This window comes from Agrobacterium sp. DE0009 (genome assembly GCF_007680755.1).
Classification (GTDB): domain Bacteria; phylum Pseudomonadota; class Alphaproteobacteria; order Rhizobiales; family Rhizobiaceae; genus Agrobacterium; species Agrobacterium tumefaciens_B.
Genome location: NZ_VEIU01000001.1, coordinates 1,181,221 through 1,200,421, shown reverse-complemented (window position 1 = coordinate 1,200,421; position 19,201 = coordinate 1,181,221). Strand labels below are relative to the sequence as shown.

General features: G+C 60.4%; 25 protein-coding genes. 6 read left to right on the top strand and 19 right to left on the bottom strand.

Features of this window, described 5'->3' with window-relative positions:
* Positions 1 to 10: 10 nt before the first annotated feature.
* Complete coding sequence (locus tag FS804_RS06165; protein WP_144576347.1) at positions 11 to 394, top strand: ACT domain-containing protein; 384 nt, start codon at positions 11 to 13, stop codon at positions 392 to 394.
* Here the strand turns inward: FS804_RS06165 and FS804_RS06160 are convergent.
* Together FS804_RS06160 and FS804_RS06155 are read right to left on the bottom strand one after the other, a co-directional pair.
* The gene (locus FS804_RS06160; RefSeq protein ID WP_144575617.1) at positions 379 to 693 is read right to left on the bottom strand and encodes a putative quinol monooxygenase; all 315 of its coding nucleotides are present in this window, start codon (positions 691 to 693) and stop codon (positions 379 to 381) included. The two genes, FS804_RS06165 and FS804_RS06160, sit on opposite strands and share 16 nt — an antisense overlap.
* 5 nt (positions 694 to 698) lie before the next feature.
* Complete coding sequence (locus FS804_RS06155) at positions 699 to 1,493, bottom strand: helix-turn-helix domain-containing protein (protein WP_144575615.1); 795 nt, start codon at positions 1,491 to 1,493, stop codon at positions 699 to 701.
* 108 nt (positions 1,494 to 1,601) lie between these two features.
* On the opposite strand from FS804_RS06155, the gene FS804_RS06150 reads away from it, so the two are divergent.
* The gene (locus tag FS804_RS06150; protein ID WP_144575613.1) at positions 1,602 to 1,964 is read left to right on the top strand and encodes a nuclear transport factor 2 family protein; all 363 of its coding nucleotides are present in this window, start codon (positions 1,602 to 1,604) and stop codon (positions 1,962 to 1,964) included.
* 57 nt (positions 1,965 to 2,021) lie between these two features.
* Here FS804_RS06150 and dxs read toward each other — a convergent pair whose 3' ends face one another.
* The 7 genes from dxs to FS804_RS06115 all read right to left on the bottom strand — a co-directional run bounded on the left by dxs (position 2,022) and on the right by FS804_RS06115 (position 8,161).
* Positions 2,022 to 3,941 carry a 1-deoxy-D-xylulose-5-phosphate synthase gene (gene dxs, locus FS804_RS06145; RefSeq protein ID WP_063947819.1) on the bottom strand — a complete coding sequence of 640 codons (1,920 nt, stop codon included), beginning with the start codon at positions 3,939 to 3,941 and terminating at the stop codon, positions 2,022 to 2,024.
* Positions 3,942 to 4,042: 101 nt separating this feature from the next.
* The gene (locus FS804_RS06140; RefSeq protein WP_144575611.1) at positions 4,043 to 4,966 is read right to left on the bottom strand and encodes a pirin family protein; all 924 of its coding nucleotides are present in this window, start codon (positions 4,964 to 4,966) and stop codon (positions 4,043 to 4,045) included.
* 101 nt (positions 4,967 to 5,067) lie between these two features.
* Positions 5,068 to 5,322, bottom strand: coding sequence for an exodeoxyribonuclease VII small subunit (locus FS804_RS06135; RefSeq protein ID WP_003503059.1), 255 nt, complete (start codon positions 5,320 to 5,322; stop codon positions 5,068 to 5,070).
* 2 nt (positions 5,323 to 5,324) lie between these two features.
* The gene (locus FS804_RS06130) at positions 5,325 to 6,260 is read right to left on the bottom strand and encodes a histone deacetylase family protein (RefSeq protein ID WP_144575609.1); all 936 of its coding nucleotides are present in this window, start codon (positions 6,258 to 6,260) and stop codon (positions 5,325 to 5,327) included.
* A 22-nt stretch (positions 6,261 to 6,282) separates the two neighbouring features.
* On the bottom strand, positions 6,283 to 6,846 hold the full coding sequence (locus tag FS804_RS06125) for a biotin transporter BioY (RefSeq protein ID WP_063947758.1): 564 nt from the start codon (positions 6,844 to 6,846) through the stop codon (positions 6,283 to 6,285).
* 32 nt (positions 6,847 to 6,878) lie between these two features.
* Positions 6,879 to 7,484, bottom strand: coding sequence for an energy-coupling factor transporter transmembrane protein EcfT (locus FS804_RS06120; RefSeq protein WP_144575607.1), 606 nt, complete (start codon positions 7,482 to 7,484; stop codon positions 6,879 to 6,881).
* Positions 7,481 to 8,161 carry an energy-coupling factor ABC transporter ATP-binding protein gene (locus FS804_RS06115; RefSeq protein ID WP_144575605.1) on the bottom strand — a complete coding sequence of 227 codons (681 nt, stop codon included), beginning with the start codon at positions 8,159 to 8,161 and terminating at the stop codon, positions 7,481 to 7,483. The genes FS804_RS06120 and FS804_RS06115 overlap by 4 nt, the downstream gene beginning before the upstream one ends.
* Positions 8,162 to 8,273: 112 nt before the next feature.
* On the opposite strand from FS804_RS06115, the gene FS804_RS06110 reads away from it, so the two are divergent.
* A complete protein-coding gene (locus FS804_RS06110; protein WP_144576346.1) occupies positions 8,274 to 9,467 on the top strand; it encodes a winged helix-turn-helix domain-containing protein in 1,194 nt (397 codons plus the stop codon).
* 159 nt (positions 9,468 to 9,626) lie between these two features.
* Here the strand turns inward: FS804_RS06110 and ribB are convergent, their stop codons facing one another.
* From ribB to FS804_RS24905, 3 genes are all read right to left on the bottom strand, one after another.
* Positions 9,627 to 10,727: a 3,4-dihydroxy-2-butanone-4-phosphate synthase gene (ribB, locus tag FS804_RS06105; RefSeq protein WP_144575603.1), complete on the bottom strand. Its 1,101-nt coding sequence runs from the start codon at positions 10,725 to 10,727 to the stop codon at positions 9,627 to 9,629.
* 11 nt (positions 10,728 to 10,738) lie between these two features.
* The gene (gene aroC / locus FS804_RS06100) at positions 10,739 to 11,836 is read right to left on the bottom strand and encodes a chorismate synthase (RefSeq protein WP_144575600.1); all 1,098 of its coding nucleotides are present in this window, start codon (positions 11,834 to 11,836) and stop codon (positions 10,739 to 10,741) included.
* Between the two features lie 78 nt (positions 11,837 to 11,914).
* Entirely contained in the window at positions 11,915 to 12,259 is a 345-nt protein-coding gene (locus FS804_RS24905) for a hypothetical protein (protein ID WP_186376674.1), read from the bottom strand.
* 13 nt (positions 12,260 to 12,272) lie between these two features.
* Here FS804_RS24905 and FS804_RS06095 point away from each other — a divergent pair, with 13 nt between their 5' ends.
* Positions 12,273 to 12,533: a DUF1344 domain-containing protein gene (locus FS804_RS06095; protein ID WP_063947821.1), complete on the top strand. Its 261-nt coding sequence runs from the start codon at positions 12,273 to 12,275 to the stop codon at positions 12,531 to 12,533.
* 251 nt (positions 12,534 to 12,784) lie between these two features.
* Here the strand turns inward: FS804_RS06095 and FS804_RS06090 are convergent, their stop codons facing one another.
* From FS804_RS06090 to FS804_RS06075, 4 genes are all read right to left on the bottom strand, one after another.
* The gene (locus FS804_RS06090; protein ID WP_063947763.1) at positions 12,785 to 13,378 is read right to left on the bottom strand and encodes a histidine phosphatase family protein; all 594 of its coding nucleotides are present in this window, start codon (positions 13,376 to 13,378) and stop codon (positions 12,785 to 12,787) included.
* Between the two features lie 35 nt (positions 13,379 to 13,413).
* Positions 13,414 to 14,232 (bottom strand): enoyl-ACP reductase FabI, encoded by an 819-nt coding sequence (fabI, locus tag FS804_RS06085; protein WP_063947764.1) that lies wholly within the window; start codon positions 14,230 to 14,232, stop codon positions 13,414 to 13,416.
* A 131-nt stretch (positions 14,233 to 14,363) separates the two neighbouring features.
* Positions 14,364 to 15,464, bottom strand: a complete 1,101-nt coding sequence (locus tag FS804_RS06080) for a DnaJ C-terminal domain-containing protein (RefSeq protein WP_063947765.1) — start codon at positions 15,462 to 15,464, stop codon at positions 14,364 to 14,366.
* Positions 15,465 to 15,675: 211 nt separating this feature from the next.
* Entirely contained in the window at positions 15,676 to 16,125 is a 450-nt protein-coding gene (locus FS804_RS06075; protein ID WP_144575598.1) for an RT0821/Lpp0805 family surface protein, read from the bottom strand.
* Positions 16,126 to 16,181: 56 nt separating this feature from the next.
* Here FS804_RS06075 and pdxH point away from each other — a divergent pair, with 56 nt between their 5' ends.
* On the top strand, positions 16,182 to 16,802 hold the full coding sequence (gene pdxH, locus FS804_RS06070; RefSeq protein WP_063947767.1) for a pyridoxamine 5'-phosphate oxidase: 621 nt from the start codon (positions 16,182 to 16,184) through the stop codon (positions 16,800 to 16,802).
* 29 nt (positions 16,803 to 16,831) lie between these two features.
* Here the strand turns inward: pdxH and FS804_RS06065 are convergent, their stop codons facing one another.
* Entirely contained in the window at positions 16,832 to 17,611 is a 780-nt protein-coding gene (locus tag FS804_RS06065) for a sulfite exporter TauE/SafE family protein (RefSeq protein WP_186376735.1), read from the bottom strand.
* Positions 17,612 to 17,765: 154 nt separating this feature from the next.
* Here FS804_RS06065 and FS804_RS06060 point away from each other — a divergent pair, with 154 nt between their 5' ends.
* A complete protein-coding gene (locus FS804_RS06060; RefSeq protein WP_144575596.1) occupies positions 17,766 to 18,074 on the top strand; it encodes a MazG nucleotide pyrophosphohydrolase domain-containing protein in 309 nt (102 codons plus the stop codon).
* Here the strand turns inward: FS804_RS06060 and FS804_RS06055 are convergent.
* Together FS804_RS06055 and FS804_RS06050 are read right to left on the bottom strand one after the other, a co-directional pair.
* Entirely contained in the window at positions 18,063 to 18,737 is a 675-nt protein-coding gene (locus tag FS804_RS06055; RefSeq protein ID WP_144575594.1) for an HAD family phosphatase, read from the bottom strand. The two genes, FS804_RS06060 and FS804_RS06055, sit on opposite strands and share 12 nt — an antisense overlap.
* 3 nt (positions 18,738 to 18,740) lie before the next feature.
* Positions 18,741 to 19,169: a VOC family protein gene (locus FS804_RS06050; RefSeq protein ID WP_063947822.1), complete on the bottom strand. Its 429-nt coding sequence runs from the start codon at positions 19,167 to 19,169 to the stop codon at positions 18,741 to 18,743.
* Positions 19,170 to 19,201: the final 32 nt, after the last annotated feature.

Sequence of the window (19,201 nt, the reverse complement as noted above, 5' to 3'; positions counted from 1 at the left end):
GGGATATGAGATGGCGGCTCGCGTTAAGTTAAGGCTCTTGGAGGGCGCCTACGGGGTGGCCCGGCTTCCTGCCGATGCATCCATTCCAGCCTGGGCCGATGGTACAGGTTTTCTCAGTATCAGCCGGACTGATGATGAGCTTTCCGTCGTCTGCTGCCAGGAGCGTATCCCTCAGGATGTCAAGGCCGACACCGGCTGGAATTGCCTCAAACTTCAGGGCCCGTTCGCCTTTGATGAGACCGGCATCGTGCTTTCGGTGATCGAACCGCTATCGACCAATGACATCGGGATATTCGTTGTTTCGACTTTCGACGGCGATCACCTGCTGGTGAAATCGAAAGATCTGGAGAAGACGTTTGAACTGCTGGCGAATGCAGGTCATTCGATCGTTTGATGATCCGACCGCATTGGGTGCCAGACGGAAATATCGCGCGGCGCTTCCAACAGAGCGGGCAGGGCATCGTGCCATACCTGCCGATAGGGCCGGTGGATCTGAACGTCGATGACGTCCTGATGGTCACCCCAGGTCTCATGCAGCAGGAACCGGTTCTGGTTTGTGCCATCCCGGTGCAGGGTTGCGTTCACAAAGGTCTTTTCGTGCCTCATGGCGTCGAGCAGCGCGTTCAGCAATTCGAGAAAACGCTCGCGCTGGCTGGGGCGCACCTGAAAGCCGATGAGATAGGTGGTGTGCACGGTTCTTACTCCCCGGGACTTTGCAGCAGTGCCGCGCGGGTCGCCGCGTCGGCAGGGTAGAAACACTCCAGCACGAGTTCGGACAGCGTGACGTCCGTCGCCGTTCCGAATACCGTGGTGGTGGAAATGAAGCTCAGGATAGCGCCCGAAGACGGATCACGAAGCTGGAGCGGTATGGCCAGAGGGTCGGCCCCGGTCGCATGGGGCGAGGCCTTTGGCGCGGGATAGGCCGCAAGCTCCGCATGTAGCCGGGAAAGCACCTCGTCCCCCGTCTCTTCGACCTGACGGCGCAGGCGTTCCAGCAGATGATGACGCCATTCGGCAAGATTGACGATGCGCGAACCCAGGCCCTGCGGATGCAGGCTCACCCTCAAGGCGTTGAGCGGCGGGCGAAGCAGCTCTTCTGAAACGCCGGCCAGAAGCGACGTGATCGCGCCATTGGCGAGAACGACGTTCCAGTGCCGATCAACGGCAAGGGCGGGGAAGGGCATGTGCCCATGTACCACGGTTTCGACAGCTTGCCGGGCTGCCGCCATGTCAGGTGCATCCATCGGCCGTTCGGAATGAACGGGTGCGTAACCCGCCGCCAGCATCAGCCGGTTGGCGGCGCGGGCGGGCATGGAAAGCTGCTCCGCCAGTTTCACGAGCATCTCGCGACTGGGGGAGGAGCGCCCGCTTTCCACAAAACTCAGGTGACGCGTGGATATTTCAGCCTTCACGGCCAGATCGAGCTGGCTCAATCTGCGGCGGGCTCGCCATTCCTTCAGCACCTGGCCGACATGTTCTCGATGATGTGTCATGCCCCGCAGCCTAGCAGAAGATATCGCCAATGCGATTACCTCGCAGGTAATTGTTCCGCTTCCCGGACCCCGGCATGCTCAAGGCCGTCAACCCAGAGGAGCACACTCATGACACAGCATCTCGCAATCGCCGAAACCTATCTCGCGGTCTGGAATGAGGAAGACGGCGAACGCCGCAAGCAGATGGTAAACAAAGCATGGGCCGAAACAGCCCGTTATATCGACCCCCTGATGCAGGGCGAGGGCCAGAAGGGGATAGCCGCAATGATCGAGGCGGCGCGGCAGAAATTTCCCGGATATCGCTTCGTGCTGACCGGCACCCCTGACGGACACGGCGATTTCACCCGTTTCTCATGGCGCCTGATTTCGCCTGACGGCGACGACGTCGCTGGCGGTACCGATATCGTCAGCCGCGATGCCGACGGCCAGATAAACAGTGTCGTCGGTTTTCTTGATGCCACGGCAGCATAAAACCAGTGACGAGGGGCGGGACCAAATGCCCGCCTCCTTCTCCTCGGACAGCGTGCTTCAGCCTGCAAATCCTACACCGGCCTGACGCTGGCCGAGTGCATTGAACACGGTGGAAACGATGCCGGCGCGGTCGAGGCCGGCATTGGCATACATGGTCTCGGGCTTGGCCTGTTCCACCCATTGATCGGGCAGGGTTAGGGTGCGGACCTTCGGGCCATGGTCGAGCAGGCCCGCGCTCGCCATGAAATGCAGCACATGTGCTCCAAAGCCGCCAACGGAACCTTCCTCGATGGTGACAAGAACCTCGTGATGGGCGGCAAGCTGGCGGATGAGGTCGAGATCGAGCGGCTTGGCAAAGCGCGCATCGGCAACCGTGGTCGAAAGTCCGGCGGCATCGAGGTCTTCGGCGGCCGCGAGGCATTCCGCCAACCGGGTGCCGAAGGAGAGCAGCGCAACCTTGGTGCCTTCCTTGATGATGCGGCCCTTGCCGATCTGGAGAATCTCGCCGCGCGCGGGCATCTCGACGCCAACACCTTCTCCGCGCGGATAACGGAAGGAAATCGGGCCTTCGTCATAGGCCGCTGCCGTGCGGACCATATGTTTCAGTTCGGCCTCGTCAGACGCCGCCATCACCACCATGCCGGGCAGGGTGGCAAGGAAAGTGGTGTCGAAGGAGCCGGCATGGGTCGGGCCATCGGCACCGACGAACCCGGCGCGGTCGATGGGGAAACGCACGGGCAGGCTCTGGATCGCCACGTCATGCACCAACTGGTCGTAACCGCGTTGCAGGAAAGTGGAATAAAGCGCGCAGAACGGCTTGTACCCGTCAGCCGCAAGTCCGGCCGCAAAGGTGACGGCGTGCTGTTCGGCAATGCCGACATCGAAGGTGCGGGCCGGGAAAAGCTCGGCCATCTTGTCGAGGCCGGTGCCGTTGGGCATGGCCGCCGTTACACCGATGATCTTGTCGTCGAGGGTCGCTTCCTGGATCAGGGCCTCGGCAAAGACGCTGGTGTAGCTCGGCGCATTCGGCTTGGCTTTCGCCTGCGCGCCGGTGATGACGTCGAACTTGTTGACGCCGTGATATTTGTCCGCTGCCGCTTCCGCCGGGGCGTAACCCTTGCCCTTCTGCGTCACCACATGGATGAGGACGGGGCCTTTCTGGTTGTCGCGCACATTGCGCAGCACCGGCAGCAGGTGATCGAAGGAATGACCGTCGATAGGCCCGATGTGATAAAAGCCGAGCTCCTCGAACAGGGTGCCGCCGGTCACATAACCGCGCGCATGGGTTACGGCGCGGGTAATGGCGCGGTCGATGGTCTTGCCGAGATAGGCCGTCAGTTTCTTGCCGAAATCACGGAAGCCCATATAGGTGCGGCCGGAGGCAAGACGTGCCAGATAGGCACTCATAGCGCCGGTCGGCGGTGCAATCGACATGTCGTTGTCGTTCAAGATGACGATCAGCCGCGCATCGAGCGCGCCGGCATTGTTGAGCGCCTCAAACGCCATGCCGGCAGACATGGAACCGTCACCGATGACAGCGATCACCTTGCGGTCGCTGCCATCGAGACCCGCCGCCACCGCCATGCCGAGACCGGCGGAAATGGAGGTGGAAGAGTGACCGGCGCCGAAATCATCATATTCGCTTTCGGCCCGCCGGGTGAAACCGGAAAGCCCGTTTTCCTGGCGCAGCGTGCGGATGCGATCACGCCGGCCGGTCAGGATCTTGTGCGGATAACATTGATGGCCAACATCGAAGATCAGCCGGTCTTCCGGCGTATTGAATACTTTGTGGATGGCAATCGTCAGTTCCACGACGCCAAGGCCGGCACCCAGATGGCCGCCGGTCTTCGACACGGCGTCAATCATCTCGTCGCGCAGTTCCCTGGCCAATTCCGGCAGGTCGCGATCGTCGATCTCCTTGAGATCGGAGGGAAAATTCACCCGGTCAAGCAATGGTGTCTGTGGCATTCCGGTCAATCGTTCGGCCTTTTCTGGTGGTCCCCGGGCGGCGCGTGAGAACGTCCTTCGTCGCGAAAGCCGTCGGGTGAGCCATGCATGTCGTATACTTCTATAGAATTTCAACCTTCCGGCAAAGGGACAAACTCTTCTTCGTCACCGGGAACGATGTCGAAGCGACCTGTTCTCCACTCCTGTTTGGCCTGCTCTATGCGTTCTTTTGATGACGAAACGAAGTTCCACCAGATGTAACGGCGCTCATTCAGTGCTGCCCCGCCAAAGATCATGATGTGACAGCCATTGCTGCCGGCCTGCAGTGTGATGTCGTCGCCGGGCCGGAAAACGAGCAGCTGGTCGGCGGCGAAGATATCGCCGGCCACATCCAGCGAACCGGACAGAATATAGATCGCCCGCTCTTCATGATCGGCGGAGAAGGGGAACTTTATGCCCGGCTCCAGGGTCAGGTCGACATACAGCGTGTCGGTAAAGGCCGAAACGGGGGAGGTGAGGCCTTCGAATTCGCCGATCACCACCCGGCCGGATGCGCCCTTGATATCGATCAGCGGCATCTCTTCTTTCGCGGTGTGCGCAAAAGCCGGGTCGATTTCCTCCATATGATCGGGCAGGGCAAGCCAGGTCTGCAGGCCGGACATGGACAGCGGATGGCCGCGCAGGTTTTCCGGCGTGCGTTCCGAATGCACGATGCCGCGCCCGGCCGTCATCAGGTTGATGTCGCCGGGGCGAATGACAAGCTCGGTGCCGAGACTGTCGCGATGCTTGATTTCGCCGTCGAACAGATAGGTCACCGTGGAAAGCCCGATATGCGGGTGCGGCTTGACGTCGAGCGCCTCACCCGCCTTCAGGATCGCCGGCCCCATGCGGTCAAAAAAGATGAACGGGCCGACAAGCCGCCGCTGCCGGGTCGGCAGCGCCCGGCGCACGGCAAAACCGCCAATGTCGCTGGTGCGCGGAATGATGAGGTTCTCGATGGCGTCGCAGGCAAAGGCATCGCCCGCGACGGGGTCGTTGCCGGGAAAGAAGGACATGGTCAGCTCCTCGTATTGTTACGCGGAAGCTTAACACGAATGGAACGGGACGGGAGCGCTGTAATGATGAACGCAGCGTCACACCGTTCAACAGGACGTGTTTATTCCCCGTCGAGCGGCTCCACACCCTGCGGCTTGCCTGCGCGGTCGAGACGGATCTTCTCGATGCGCTTTTCGGCAGCGTTCAGCAGCGTTTCGCAATGCTTCTTCAGGGCTTCGCCGCGCTCATAGATGGCGATGGATTCGTCCAGCGCCACGTCTCCGCGTTCCAGGCGTGCGACAATGCTTTCCAGCTCGGCGACGGCTTTTTCGAACGAATAACCGCTGACATCGGCTGTGTTGGCATTTTCCGTCATGTTCAACCCTTCATCATTCTCAAGATATGCATGGCTGCCGATTCCGCCAGCCCTTCCAGATCATAACCGCCTTCCAGCAGGCTGACGACCCGGTTCGATGTGTATTTATCCGCCATCTCCAGAAGCCGGCCCGTCGCCCAGTCGAAATCCTCTCCCACCAGATTGATCTGCGCGAGCGGATCGCGGTGATGCGCGTCGAAACCGGCAGAGATGAGAATGAGATCAGGCGAAAAATCCGCAATCGCCGGCAGCACGCGCGATTTGAAGGCCTCGCGAAAATGCTCGCTACCGGTATTGGGCGAAAGCGGCGCGTTGACGATGTTGTTCTTCACGCCGGTTTCGTTCTTGTCACCGCTCCACGGGTAAAGCGGCATCTGGTGGGTGGAGCAGAACAGCACGGATGTGTCGTTCCAGAAGATATCCTGCGTACCGTTGCCGTGATGCACGTCCCAGTCGATGATGGCGATACGCTCCGCGCCGTGCGCCTTCTGCGCATGGCGGGCGGCAATCGCCACATTGTTGAACAGACAGAAACCCATGGCCTTGGCGGTCTCGGCATGGTGGCCGGGCGGGCGGGATGCGACGAAGACGTTGTCGGCGGCACCGGTAAACACGTCATCCACGGCCGCCATGGCGGCGCCGATGCCGGTCAGCGCAGCCTGAAGGCTTTTGGGGGAGAGATAGGTGTCGGACTCGATCCGGTTGATCTCACCGTCCTCTTCGGGAACCTGCCGCATCACGGCAAGAAGATGCTCTTCCGGATGGGCCAGCAGCACCGCGTCTTCATTCGCCTGCGGCGCTTCCTTCCGGTCCAGCCGCTCGAAATTCGGATGTTCAAGCGCGATGTTCAGCGACCGCAGGCGGTCTGGCCGCTCGGGATGGCCGGAAGGCGTGATATGCTCAAGGAAGATCGGATGTTCGTAAAGTCGGGTCGCCATTCTTTCCTCCCTGAGACTTCAATCAGGCGCGCTGCGGCAGAAGCGGATAACCGGCCATCACCGCACGGCCGGCAAGGGCGGCAAGAACGGCTTTCAGCGCATCGCCGGGAATGAAGGCGAGCGAACCCATGAAAGCCTTTTCAAAACCGAGTCCCACGACGACAGCCAGATAGGAGATGCCGAAAGCATAAAGCACCACCACGCCGCCGATCAGGCTGGCGATGAAGAAACCGACGCCCTGTGCCAAAGCCGACTGGCCACGATGGACGAATTTTTCCGAGAGGAAACCGGTGACGAAAGCGGCTGCGATCCAGCCGATCAGGAAGCCCGTTGTCGGTGTCGTAAAGATCGAAAGGCCGCCGCGTCCGCCCGAGAGCACCGGCAGGCCGATGGCAGCGATCAGGATCGTCAGCAGAACCGCAAGCGTGCCGCGCTTCGCGCCCAGCACCACACCGGCCAGCATCACGCCGAGCGACTGCGCGGTGATCGGCACGGGAATGAAGCCAAGCGTGATGGGCGGCAAAAGACCGAGCGCAATGATGATGGCGGAAAAAAGAGAAATCAAAACAAGATCGCGGGTCGTCATGACACTAAAAACTCCTGAAGATTATATGCCTGTCAGCTTTGGCCTCTGAAACCGCGGGCGTCAATGGCGTCGGCAATGGCATCGGCATCCTTCAACGTCATAATGACGAGCGGCACGACGATCGTCGCCATCCGCACGGGCAGGCCACGGGCGCGATGTGCATCACGCACCGCGTGGTAACGGTTGACGATTTCAGGCACGAAGCGCACCACCAGCCCGACGGCAAGCCCGATATCGGCGGCCTTGAGCAGCCCCAACCTTTCCAGAGGCCCAGCAGCGAGCGTGATTTCGTCCATGAACTGCGAGATGCTGACGGTGATGGTGACGGCGGTCGCAAGCAGCGCGAGTGCCGTGAGGCGCAAAAGATTGACACTCGCATCATTGACGGGAAGCAGGAGATAGCTGAAGGCGGCAACGAGGAAGATCGTCAGCATCACCGGCCGCAGCCGCAGGGCGATGTCGCGCAGGGGCAGGCGCGTCGCGCTGAGAACGCCGGCAGCCAGAACGGTCGCGGCAACAAGCGCCGCCAGATCGCGGGTGAGAAAGAGCGCGATGCTGAAGCCCATGAGCGTCAGGAGTTTGAGGCGCGGTGAGACGCGGTAGAGCCAACCGGTTCCGTCGACATGCAGCGATTTCATTGCAATGCCACCTCCAGATAGTGCGCGACCGCTTCTTCGGGCGGGGCGTCAGCGATCAAGGCCCCCTCGTGAAACACCAGCACGCGATCGAAGCCGGTAAGGAGCGGCAGATCGTGGGTGATGACAACAAGCGCCTGCGGCAGCGCCGCCATGGTTTTCTCCACGATGGCCCGGTTCTTGAGATCGAGCTGATTGGTCGGCTCGTCGAGAATGAGGATTTGCGGTTGGGTGATGAGAAGCGCTGCGAGCGCCGAAAGCTGCAATTCGCCGCCGGAAAGCTCATGCGCGCGCCTTTCCTCCAGATGCGCAATGCCGAGCCGGGATAGAACGGCCTTCACTCTGCTTTCCGTCTCGGTCTTGCTCAGGCCGAGCCGTTTCAGGCCGAAGGCGACATCGTCACGGACGATGGGCAGGATGATCTGGTTCTGCGGGTTCTGGAAGATGAAACCGACCATCTGCAAGACAGCCCTGGCATCGGTCACGGTGTCCAGGCCGTTGACCGTCACTTTGCCCGCGTCCGGCTTGTTCAGCCCGTTGATCAGCCGCGCGAACGTCGTTTTGCCCGATCCGTTAAGGCCAATCACGCCGATTCGCCGCTCCGACAATGTCAATGACAGCGGCTGCAGCACCTGCCGGTCTTCGAAAACGACACTGGCGGCGTTAAAACGGATTTCCAAGTCTCTATCCTCGCGCTCGTTGCCGGTTCTATACCGCTTCATCAACAGAAGTAAAACAAGGAACAAAAAAAGAACATTGCAATCGCAAAAAAGCCGTTCTACCTTCGGTCGCATGATGGTCAAGGTTTCGAACGAGGCGGCAAGGCGGATTTTTCTGGCGCGGCAGGGGCTTTCCTCTCCGCCCGGCAAGGCGCTTTCCAAAGAAGGGCTGCTGCAGCTCATCACCGATCTGGGTTTCGTACAGGTGGACAGCATCGGCACGGTGGAGCGCGCCCACCACCAGATCATCTTCTCCCGTAACCAGACCTACAGGCGCGGTCATCTGACGACGCTGCTGGAAAAGGACCGGGCGCTTTTCGAACACTGGACGCATGACGCCTCCATTGTGCCGACGGAATTTTACCCCTATTGGAAACACCGCTTCCGCCGCCGCGAACCGATCATTCAGGAGCGCTGGCGCAAATGGCACGGCGAGGGCTTCGATGCGGCTTTCGGCGAAACGCTGGAGCGAATCGCCGCCGCCGGTCCGGTTTTGGCGCGTGAACTGAAGGAGGAGGGGCACCAGTCCGGCGGCTGGTGGAACTGGCATCCCTCCAAGACCGCACTGGAATATCTCTGGCACACTGGCAAGCTCGCAATATCAGGCCGTGTGAACTTCCAGAAGGTCTATGACCTGGCCGAACGTGTCATTCCGGGCGAACATCACGAAACCGAAGTGGCGCACGACCAATTCATCGACTGGGCCTGCCGCGAGGCACTGAAACGGCTGGGGTTCGCCACCCATGGCGAAATCGCCGCGTTTTTCGATCTTGTGACGCCGCAGGAGGCGAGGGACTGGGTCAAAGGCCATCGTGACGAACTCTGCGAGGTTTCGCTTCTGTCCGTTGACGGCGAAACGGCCCGCCCGTCCTACGCTTTTGCCGATTTCACGGCTGACCTGACGGACGTGCCCGAACCGTCGTCCCGCGTCCGTGTCCTGAGCCCGTTCGATCCGCTGCTGCGCGACCGCAACCGCACCGAACGGCTCTTTGGCTTTTATTACCGGATCGAAGTCTTCGTGCCGGAGCCGAAACGGCAATATGGCTATTATGTTTTCCCGCTTCTGGAAGGCGACCGTCTGATCGGCCGCATCGACATGAAGGCGGAGCGAAAAGGCAGCACGCTGGATGTGCGTCGCCTGTGGCTCGAGCCCGGCGTGCGCGCCTCCGCCGGACGGCTGGAAAAGCTCGACGCGGAACTATCGCGGCTGGCAAAGTTTACTGGCGTGGAGCGCGTGAATTATCTGGAGGGGTGGCGGGAGGAGTAGGTCGGTCGCCCAGGATATTGTGAGAGGCGCGGGTCCGGACACCTTACTCTCGCTCTTGAGGAGTCGCGGCGTTGCGGCATGTTTCTTCTCCCCGGCGGGGAGAATGCCGCACCCGCTCGCCTCACGATTACGCGATGGGACTAGGCAAAAACCCAAAGCTCACCCTATATCCGTCGCCGAAATCTGGATGCCGAAACCTTCCAGCCCGACATAGTGGCGCTCACGCGTTGTCATCAGTTTGATGGAGCTGATACCGAGATCTTTCAGGATTTGCGCGCCGAGGCCGATTTCAAGCCACTCATTCTCGCGCGAACGGGCCTGGGCGTGCGCTTCATCGGGGTCGCGTGCCTTGCGCCGTCCGGCGACCTGGCCAACGCCAACGGAGCCTTCACGCAGGTAAACGATGACGCCGCGGCCTTCCTCGGCTATTTTCTGCATGTAATGCCGCACCGGCTGGCGATCGCCGAACACGTCGTCGGCGACGTTTTCCGGGTGAAGGCGAACGGGAATGTCGATGCCATCCCTGATGTCACCGAAAATAACAGCCATATGCTGCATCGGGTCCCAGGGCAGGGAATAGGTCTGCGCCTTGGCAGGCCCGAAGGGCGTTTCGATGGTGAAGGAGGATTCCATCTCCACCAGCGTTTCCTTGCGCTGGCGATAAGCGATGAGATCGGCGACCGACACGTGTTTCATGCCGTGTTTTTCGGCGAAATCCAGAACCTGGGGGCCGCGCATCACCGTACCGTCGTCATTCACCAGTTCGCTGATGACGCCGATAGGCGGCAGGCCTGCGAGCCGGCAAAGATCAACCGCGGCTTCGGTGTGACCGGAGCGCATCAGGACGCCGCCCTCGCGGGAAATCAGCGGAAAAATATGGCCCGGCCGGGTAAAATCAGATGCGCCGACATTGGGATTTGCAAGATTGCGAACGGTCAGCGTGCGGTCATCGGCGGAAATGCCTGTCGTGGTGCCATGCTTGAAATCGACGCTGACGGTGAAGGCTGTGGTATGGGCGCTGTCATTTTCCGCCACCATGGCGTTGAGGTTCAGCCGCTTGGCCTCCTCGCGCGGCATGGGGGCGCAAACGATGCCTGACGTGTGGCGCACGATCAGCGCCATTTTCTCGGGCGTGCAGTGAAGCGCTGAAATGATCAGGTCGCCTTCGTTCTCGCGGTCGTCATCATCGGTCACGACGACGATTTCGCCGGCTTCGAAAGCGCGGATGGCGTCGACGACGCGTTTCTGATCATAGGCCATGGTGGTCCCCTTTATTTCAGTCGGCCGGTCTGGCCGCGGTCCCTCAGGTAATGGTCGGCAACGGTGCAGGCGATCATCGCTTCACCGATCGGAACGGCCCGGATGCCAACGCAGGGGTCGTGGCGACCCTTGGTGCGAACATCGACATTATTGCCGTCGGTATCGATCGACAGGCGCTCCGTCAGGATAGAGGATGTGGGCTTGATGGCGAAGCGGGCGATAACAGGTTCGCCGGTCGCAATCCCGCCCAGAATGCCGCCCGCATGGTTGGACAGAAAGATCGGCTTGCCGTCATTGCCCATGCGCATCTCGTCGGCATTTTCTTCGCCTGAGAGCTCGGCCGAGGCAAAACCTTCGCCTATCTCCACGCCCTTGACGGCGTTAATCGACATCAGGTTGGAGGCGATATCCTGGTCGAGCTTGGCATAGATTGGCGCGCCGATGCCGGCGGAAACGCCTTCCGCAACCACTTCGACCACGGCGCCGATGGAGGAGCCGGCCTTGCGGATGCTGTCGAGGTATTCTTCCCAGACCGGCACCATTTCGGGGTCCGGGCAGAAGAACGGGTTCTGGTCGACCTGATCCCAATCCCAGTTTTCGCGGTTGATTTTGTGCTTGCCGATCTGCACCAGCGCGCCGCGCACATTGAGACTGGGCACCACCTTGCGGGCAATTGCGCCCGCAGCGACACGCGCTGCCGTTTCACGCGCCGACGAGCGGCCGCCGCCACGATAATCGCGAATGCCGTATTTCAGGTCATAGGTGAAATCCGCATGGCCGGGGCGGAAGCGCTTGGCGATCTCGCCATAATCCTTGGAGCGCTGGTCGGTATTTTCGATCAGCATCGAGATCGGCGTGCCTGTCGTGATCATCGTTTCGCGGTCCTCATCCAGCATCACGCCGGAAAGCACCTTGACGATGTCGTCCTCACGGCGCTGGGTCACGAAACGGCTTTGCCCCGGTTTGCGCTTGTCCATCCAGTGCTGCACCTCGGAAAGGGTGAAGCGGATGCCGGGCGGGCATCCATCCACCACACAGCCAAGCGCCGGCCCGTGGCTTTCTCCCCAGGTGGTAACGCGAAAAAGATGACCGAAACTGTTATGCGACATAATTCTCAAACCGGAAAGCGGGGCACCTGTGGACGGCGCCGTTTGAAACAAGCGGATTTGTCTTAGTGGAAAATCCGGTCAAGACAAAAGCCTTTCTTTCATAGCCCGCGGGATAACAAGGCGCGGCGCGGGCCACGACTTCACCAGAGGCGAGATGCGACAGCCTTGACGGGAAGACATGCAGCTTGATTCGAGCTCGTCTGCGGGTTCCGGAAATGACGATTTTGTAAAGTCGCGGCTGTTTTCCACCGCAATCAATGGTTTTCCAGCATTGCCGGAAAATGCGGTGTAGAAATCACTAACGGCTTGAACAGGATTTGAAATCCGTTCATCAATTGGGCTGAAAATGTCATGGTTGCGGGCAATTTCCGCCACATTCGAAAGGCAATTCTTCATGCATGTAAAGTTTTCACGCAAATCCACGAAAGCTAGATCGATGCGTATGATGATTGCCGCCCTTCTGGCCACCGCCAACCTCCTGATGCCGATCAACAGTTTCGCCCAGAGCGTCGACGTGGAAGGCACGATCAGCAAGATCGATGCGAATGGCCTGAGCATTACGCTGAGCGACGGCAAGACCTACCGCGTGCCGGAAGAATTCAATTTCGAAGGGCTGAAAGCGGGCGTGAAGGTCGTGGTTTTCTACACGGAAGTGGATGGGAAGCGCGTGGTCGACGATCTGCAGGTTGTTGAGTAAGCACCAGCCCCTCACGCCAAAACCTTCGTTGGGAAATGAGCGGATGCCTCTTGTTTCTTCTCCCCGCCGGGGAGAAGGTCGCGGTAGCGGCATGAGGGGGCGAGGGTGCTGTCTATAGCTATCGTTGCCCCCTCATCCGACCCTTCGGGCCACCTTCTCCCCGGCGCGGAGAAGAATTAAGCGGCGGCCTTTGCGCCAAATATACGGGCTGCTCGAGTAGGACGATGCAGAGGGTTATGCCCCGTGATCTCTCACAAAATCCACTCCGCACTATTCCTGTCGATCTCGACCTTCAAAATCCGGTCCTGCGGAATTTGCGTTCTCGATGCCTCGTCCTTGTCCATGCCGGATACCAGCCGGAAGATCGAGCGGATGACGCCGCCGTGGCAGACGCAGATTGTCTGCCTGTCCACGGAGGAGAGCCATGCGCCGATGCGCCAGGAGAGGATTTCGTAGCTTTCGGCATCCTGGCCAGGGGGGATGAAGTCCCACTTGTTGGCCTTGCGCGCCTTTACACGGTCGGGGAATTCCTTCTTGAGCTCGGGCAGGGTCTGCCCCTCCCAGTCGCCAAAGGAAACCTCGATCAGGCGATCATCGGTGCGGTATCCCGTGGGATCGAGGCCCATCGCGCCGCGCATCAACTCCATTGTCTCGCGCGTGCGCCCGAGCGGGCTTGCCACGTAGTCGAAGTCTTTTGCCGTCTCGCCGAGAAGGCGGGAAAGGATGAGGCCGTTGCCGACCGCCTGCTGGCGGCCGAAATCATTGAGCGGAATGTCTTTCTGACCCTGAAGCCGGCGTATCGCATTCCAGTCCGTTTGTCCGTGCCGGATCACATAGACGAGCAAGGCGATACCCCTGTTTCAAGCCGTTCCCGAAATGGTCAGTCCTTGACCACGGAAATATCAGGCGCGTCCACCGCCTTCATGCCGATCGTGTGATAACCCGAATCGACATGGTGGATTTCGCCGGTCACGCCGGTCGAAAGGTCGGACAGCAGATAAAGCGCCGACTTGCCGACTTCTTCGATGGAGACGGTGCGCTTCAGCGGCGCATTATATTCGTTCCACTTCAGAATGTAACGGAAATCGCCGATGCCGGACGCTGCAAGCGTCTTGATCGGGCCGGCGGAAACGGCGTTGACGCGAATGCCGCGATTGCCGAGGTCGACCGCGAGGTAACGCACGCTCGCCTCGAGTGCAGCCTTGGCCACGCCCATGACGTTGTAGTTCGGCATGACCTTTTCGGCACCGTAATAGGTGAGCGTCACGATCGAGCCACCGTCATTCATGACGGGCTCCGCCCGCTTGGCAACGGCGGCCAGCGAGAAGACGGAGATGTCCATGGTGCGGTTGAAGTTGTCGCGGCTGGTATCGAGGTAACGGCCGGTCAGCTCGTCCTTGTCGGAAAAAGCAATCGCGTGCACGACGAAGTCGATCTTGCCCCAATGCTTTTCCAGCGCGGCAAAAACGGCATCAATCGTCTCGAGATCGGTCACATCGCAATGGCCGGCCATGAAGGCGCCGAGTTCCTGCGCCAGCGGCTCGACGCGCTTCTTGAGCGCATCGCCCTGCCAGGTGAGTGCGAGTTCCGCGCCAGCGTCCGCACATGCCTTGGCAATGCCCCAAGCGATTGAGCGGTTATTGGCGACACCCATGATGAGGCCGCGTTTGCCAGCCATAAGGCCGGATGCCTGAGCCATTTTATGCTCCCTGATACTTTCGATTGATCCTGCCTATGGCATAGGCTGCAATCCTGTTCAAGATTGCCAAAGATCATCAACTGTTAGGGAGCGTAACAAAGGGTGCGTTGTCCCGGCTATTCGCAAAACTTTCACAAATAAAGGCCTTCGCGCATGTGGCGCATCAGGTCGGTCACCTTTTCATCCGGTTTCTCGTGCAGGACGATGCGCAATTCGATGACGAGATCGCCCGAGCCACCCTTGCCGTCGGCAAGGCCCTTGCCGGCAAGCCGGAGGGCGCGGTCCGAGCCTGACCAGGCCGGAATGGTGATGGTTTCTTCGCCGAGCGGCGTCACGACCTTCGCGTCGCAACCCAGAACCGCATCGCTGAGCGAAATGGCAAGCGTGGTGTGAATATCGAAGCCACGCAGCGAAAACACATCGTCGCGCGCGGCAAGCAACGTGACTGCAAGATCGCCGCGCGCCATGTTGGGGAGCTTCAGCCCCTGTCCCTTCAGCCGCACAACATGGCCATCGGTCATCCCGGGCTCGAGCTGGAACCGGACGTCCCGCTCGTCGGCAAGAGAAACGGTAATCCACTTCTTCTCGAGCAGATCGGCGACCGTAACGATGGCTTCTGCGGTGATATCAGGCACTTTTTCCGGAGCCGGCTGCGGCGCACGGAATCGCCGCACCAGCGCGCTGAAAAGATTGGCAGCGAGCGAGGCGGGCGCAGTCTTGTCATCGCCAGTGGCTGTGGCTGCGGGCATGTCGCCTTTCGCAGCGCTCGCGGCCGCCTTTGCGGCTTCCGCTGCCTGCTGCACCTTGGGATCATTCTGGGCGTCTGCGCCGAAGATGCGCTCGACGATGTCTTCGGCGCTTTCCGGTTTGCTATCGGCTTTGTGGCCGGTCTGCGCCCGGTTGCGGGCGTCCGCGCGGGCCAGTTCCTCCATCAGCTTTTCGGCGGCCTTGGCACGTTCGGCAGCCTCGCGCGCGGCTTCCCGCTGCTGCATGATGGTTTCGCCGGCCTTTTTCTTTTCCGCTGCCTTGCGGGCCTGATCGTAGAGATCGCGCTTTTTCGGGTCTTTCAGAAGGTCGTAGGCCTGACCGATCTCGGCAAAGCGCGCCGACGCATCGGGATCGTCGCGATTGGCGTCCGGGTGAACGGTTTTCGCCTTCGTGCGCCAGGCGGCCTTGATCTCGTCGTGGCGGGCGTCACGTTTTACGCCGAGGATAGAATATGGATCGCGCATGCGAAGCACCAGCTACGTTGGCTCAGGCGCTGCCGCCCTTCATGGCGCAATCCTGAAACGAACCTCTCCGATAAGGGGTGCCTGCGTTCATTCGCCTGCGCGCCCTCGGTTTAATCAACGTCGACTGTTGCAATAAGTTGCTAATCACTCCTTTACGGAGGATGCGGGCCGCGCGCGGGCCGGCTTTATTCCCTGCGGGAGGGTAAACAGATTATTTCTGCTCGAAGCGGGTCATCAACCATTCGCCGGTTTCCGACAGGCAGGCCTGCCCGGAATAAGCTGCCACACCCTCGAAGGAGTGACGGGTGGTCTTGAATTGACGGCAGACGAAACCGCTTGATTTGTCTTCGCGAATGGCCGTGACGACGCCTGCGCTGCCGGTGGCGGCGTTCGCCCAGGGCAGCGGCTGATCTGCAAGCTTGGCGAGATCGGCCGATGTGACCGCATTGCGAATGGTTACGTCGTCGGTCTGGGCGCTGCCATTCTGCTGGTTGGGCACGGAGGCCGTGGAAAGCGAGCGGTCGACCTTATCGCCGCCGAACAGATCGAGGCTGACACATCCGCTCAGCACCACAAGCATCGACACGACGGCGGAAACTTCCGCTACCGACGAAAGGAGGCTCTTTGTTCGACTGTTCGACTTTGCTATGACGGTCACCATCTTTCACCAGAGATCATCTCTGGGGTCCAAATCAGCTCGGGAGCATTTTAGTCAATATGTCGGAAACGGGGTTAACATCCAGTGACTTCACGGAAGAAAATGAACCTTTCACGCTTTTTGCCGAGTGGCTGAAGGACGCGACGGCTTCCGAAATCAACGATCCGAACGCAGTGGCACTCGCCACCGTGGACGAAAATGGCCTGCCGAACGTGCGCATGGTGCTGCTGAAAGGTGTCGATGACCGCGGCTTCGTGTTCTACACGAATTTCGAAAGCCAGAAGGGCCGGGAGATCCTCGGCCAGAAAAAAGCGGCCATGTGTTTCCACTGGAAGAGCCTGCGGCGACAGGTGCGCCTGCGGGGCGAGGTGGAGATCGTGAGCGACGCGGAGGCGGATGCCTATTATGCCTCCCGCCCGCGCGGCAGCCGCATCGGCGCCTGGGCCTCCAAGCAGTCGCGGCCGCTGGAGGGTCGTTTCGCGCTGGAAAAGGCGGTGGCCGAATATACCGCCAAATATGCGATCGGCGATATTCCGCGCCCATCCCACTGGTCCGGTTTCCGCATTCGCCCCGTGAGCATCGAATTCTGGCATGATCGCAAGTTCCGCCTGCATGACCGCATCGAATTCCGCCGCGAGACGCCTGACGGTGCCTGGTCGAAAGTCCGCATGTACCCGTAAAGGCAAGTCGGCGGGTCGTCGTGGCCCGCCTATTTCAGCAGCGAATCGAACAAGGGCAGGCCGATGACGGCAGACATGGCGATCAGCCCGTAGCAGATGCGCCTGAAGGATGCCTCATCGGCAAACCCATGTAATCGCGACCCTGCGTAAAGGCCCGCACCGTAAAAGGGCAACGCCAGCAGGAAAAACACAAAGACATCGAAGCTGAACAGGCCGCCCAAAAAATAGCTGGCCAGGGAAAATATCGTCGATATCGCAAAATAAAGAATGACATTGGCGCGCACGAAAGCGCCCTTCAGCGCGCCGCCCAGCCAATAGGCGACGACGGGCGGGCCACCCAGCTGCGCGGCGCCTGAAAACAGGCCAGCCACGAGTCCCGTGAGAAGGGTGAGCGGCGTCTTCGGCCGGCCGCTGTAACGCCAGCCGGACAGCAGGAACACGAGCAGCACCACGACGACACCTGAAATGAGCCAGCGCAGCGTCAAGGGATCACCCTTGGCGAGCAACATCGTGCCGACGGGCACGCCGACAAGGGCGCCGGTCGCCATGGTGAACACGTCCCGCCGGTCCGCCATGCGGAAGGCGGGCGGTATCATGCCGACAGTTAGCACGGCGTCCACCACCAGCAGAACCGCCGAAGCCACACGTGGCCCCACGATGGCGCTCGCAAGCGGGATGAATATGAGCGCTGCACCGAAGCCGGAAAAGCCGCGGGCAAGGCCGGCAAGAAAGGCTGCGCCGGCAAACATGGCGAGCAGCACCGGGCTGTGTGCGGCGACGAATGACGCCAGGAAGTCGAGATGGGACATGGGTGACGGCATGATTGTTTGAATATCTTTTCTCTATCGCGCTTGCATGCGCATGTCCCGGAAATTTCTGTTCATGGCTGCATGACGCCCTGACGGGTCGACGCCGTCAGAGAATCATGATTAGAGTTTCAGCGAGTGAACAAAGGATGAACAAATGTTTGCTGACATGATGCGTCGGTTTGAAGAGGCGTCGCAAAAATATGCCGCTGAAAACGGGATATTCCGCGATCCGGACTGGTACATGCTGAAGCTTCAGGAAGAGGTTGGCGAGGTCACACAGGCCTGGAACCGGCTGACAGGAAGGGCGCGCGTTAAGGGTAGGAGCAAAGAGGAGACGAAGCGGGATCTGGCCGACGAAACCGCCGATCTCCTCGGCCATGTGCTGTTACTGGCCCATTATAACGGTCTCGATATTGAAGGAGCGATTGAGCGTAAGTGGTGCTTTACGCCGTCAAAACCCTGAAGGCTCCAGCTTTTCCAACATGGCCGCCACGGCGTTAAGGTCGCTGGCGACGGCCACGCATTTCTCCCGCATTTCCTCCGTCGGCGGTGCAACGTCAGGCACCATGATGGTCATCATGCCCGCCGATGTCGCCGAGCGTACACCTGAGTAGGAATCCTCCAAGGCAAGACAGCGCCCGGGATCGAGGGACAGTCGTCGCGCCGCCGTCAGATAGGGCATGGGCGCCGGTTTCGGCTCCGTATAGTCGCCGCGCGCGACAATGGTGTCGAAACGTCCGAGAAGATCGTGGGGCCCAAGATGGCGCGTCACCGAATCGTGCCGCGATGAGGTGGCGATGGCGCGGCGGATGTCGAGGCTGTCGAGCAGATCGAGGATTTCGACGACGCCCGGCTTCAACGCCACGCCATCAGCCATCATCACGCCAAGATGCCGGAGCCAGGCGTCTCGAAAACTGTCGATGGGAAAATCCGCGCCATAATCGGCAAAGATGGTGCCGGTGATGACGTCCCACGGGCTGCCGCAGACCTTCTGATAGGTCTCCACCTTCATGCCATGGCCGCCTTCATCCGAGGCCGCCAGAAATGAATCGCGATAAAGCCTCTCGCTCTCGATCAACAATCCGTCCATGTCGAACACCACCGCCCGCGGCAGAAAGGGCAACATGGCTCAACCGAACCGGAAGGGGCGTTCGCCGAGGCTCTCGAAGGGGCGGATCAGATACCCGTCGGGATCGGCGACGATGAATTGCCGGTTACCCACTTCGACCGTGCCGCGTCTGTACCACTTCTCCTCAAGCGGCATGACGAGATCGATGGCAGACCGCTCCAGCCGGAATAGAATGGGCTGCAGGGAGGGAACGGCGATCTGCAGGTTCATGCCGCGGCCCAACGGCGCATCGAGCGAGGCATTGCCCGCCACAAAGGTCCGGGTCGCGCCGATCTGGTCAATCATCAGCTCTGCGTCGCCCAGCGCCAGATAGGTGAAGCCCTCTTCGGGGCGCTCGTAAACCACATGGAAGCCAATCAGGTCGCAATAAAAAGCGCGGCTCTTCTGCCAGTCGCTGACGGCAAGTTCAGGAACGAGGGCATTTCGTATGATGGTCGTTGTCTCCTTCGCCACGCAGGCCC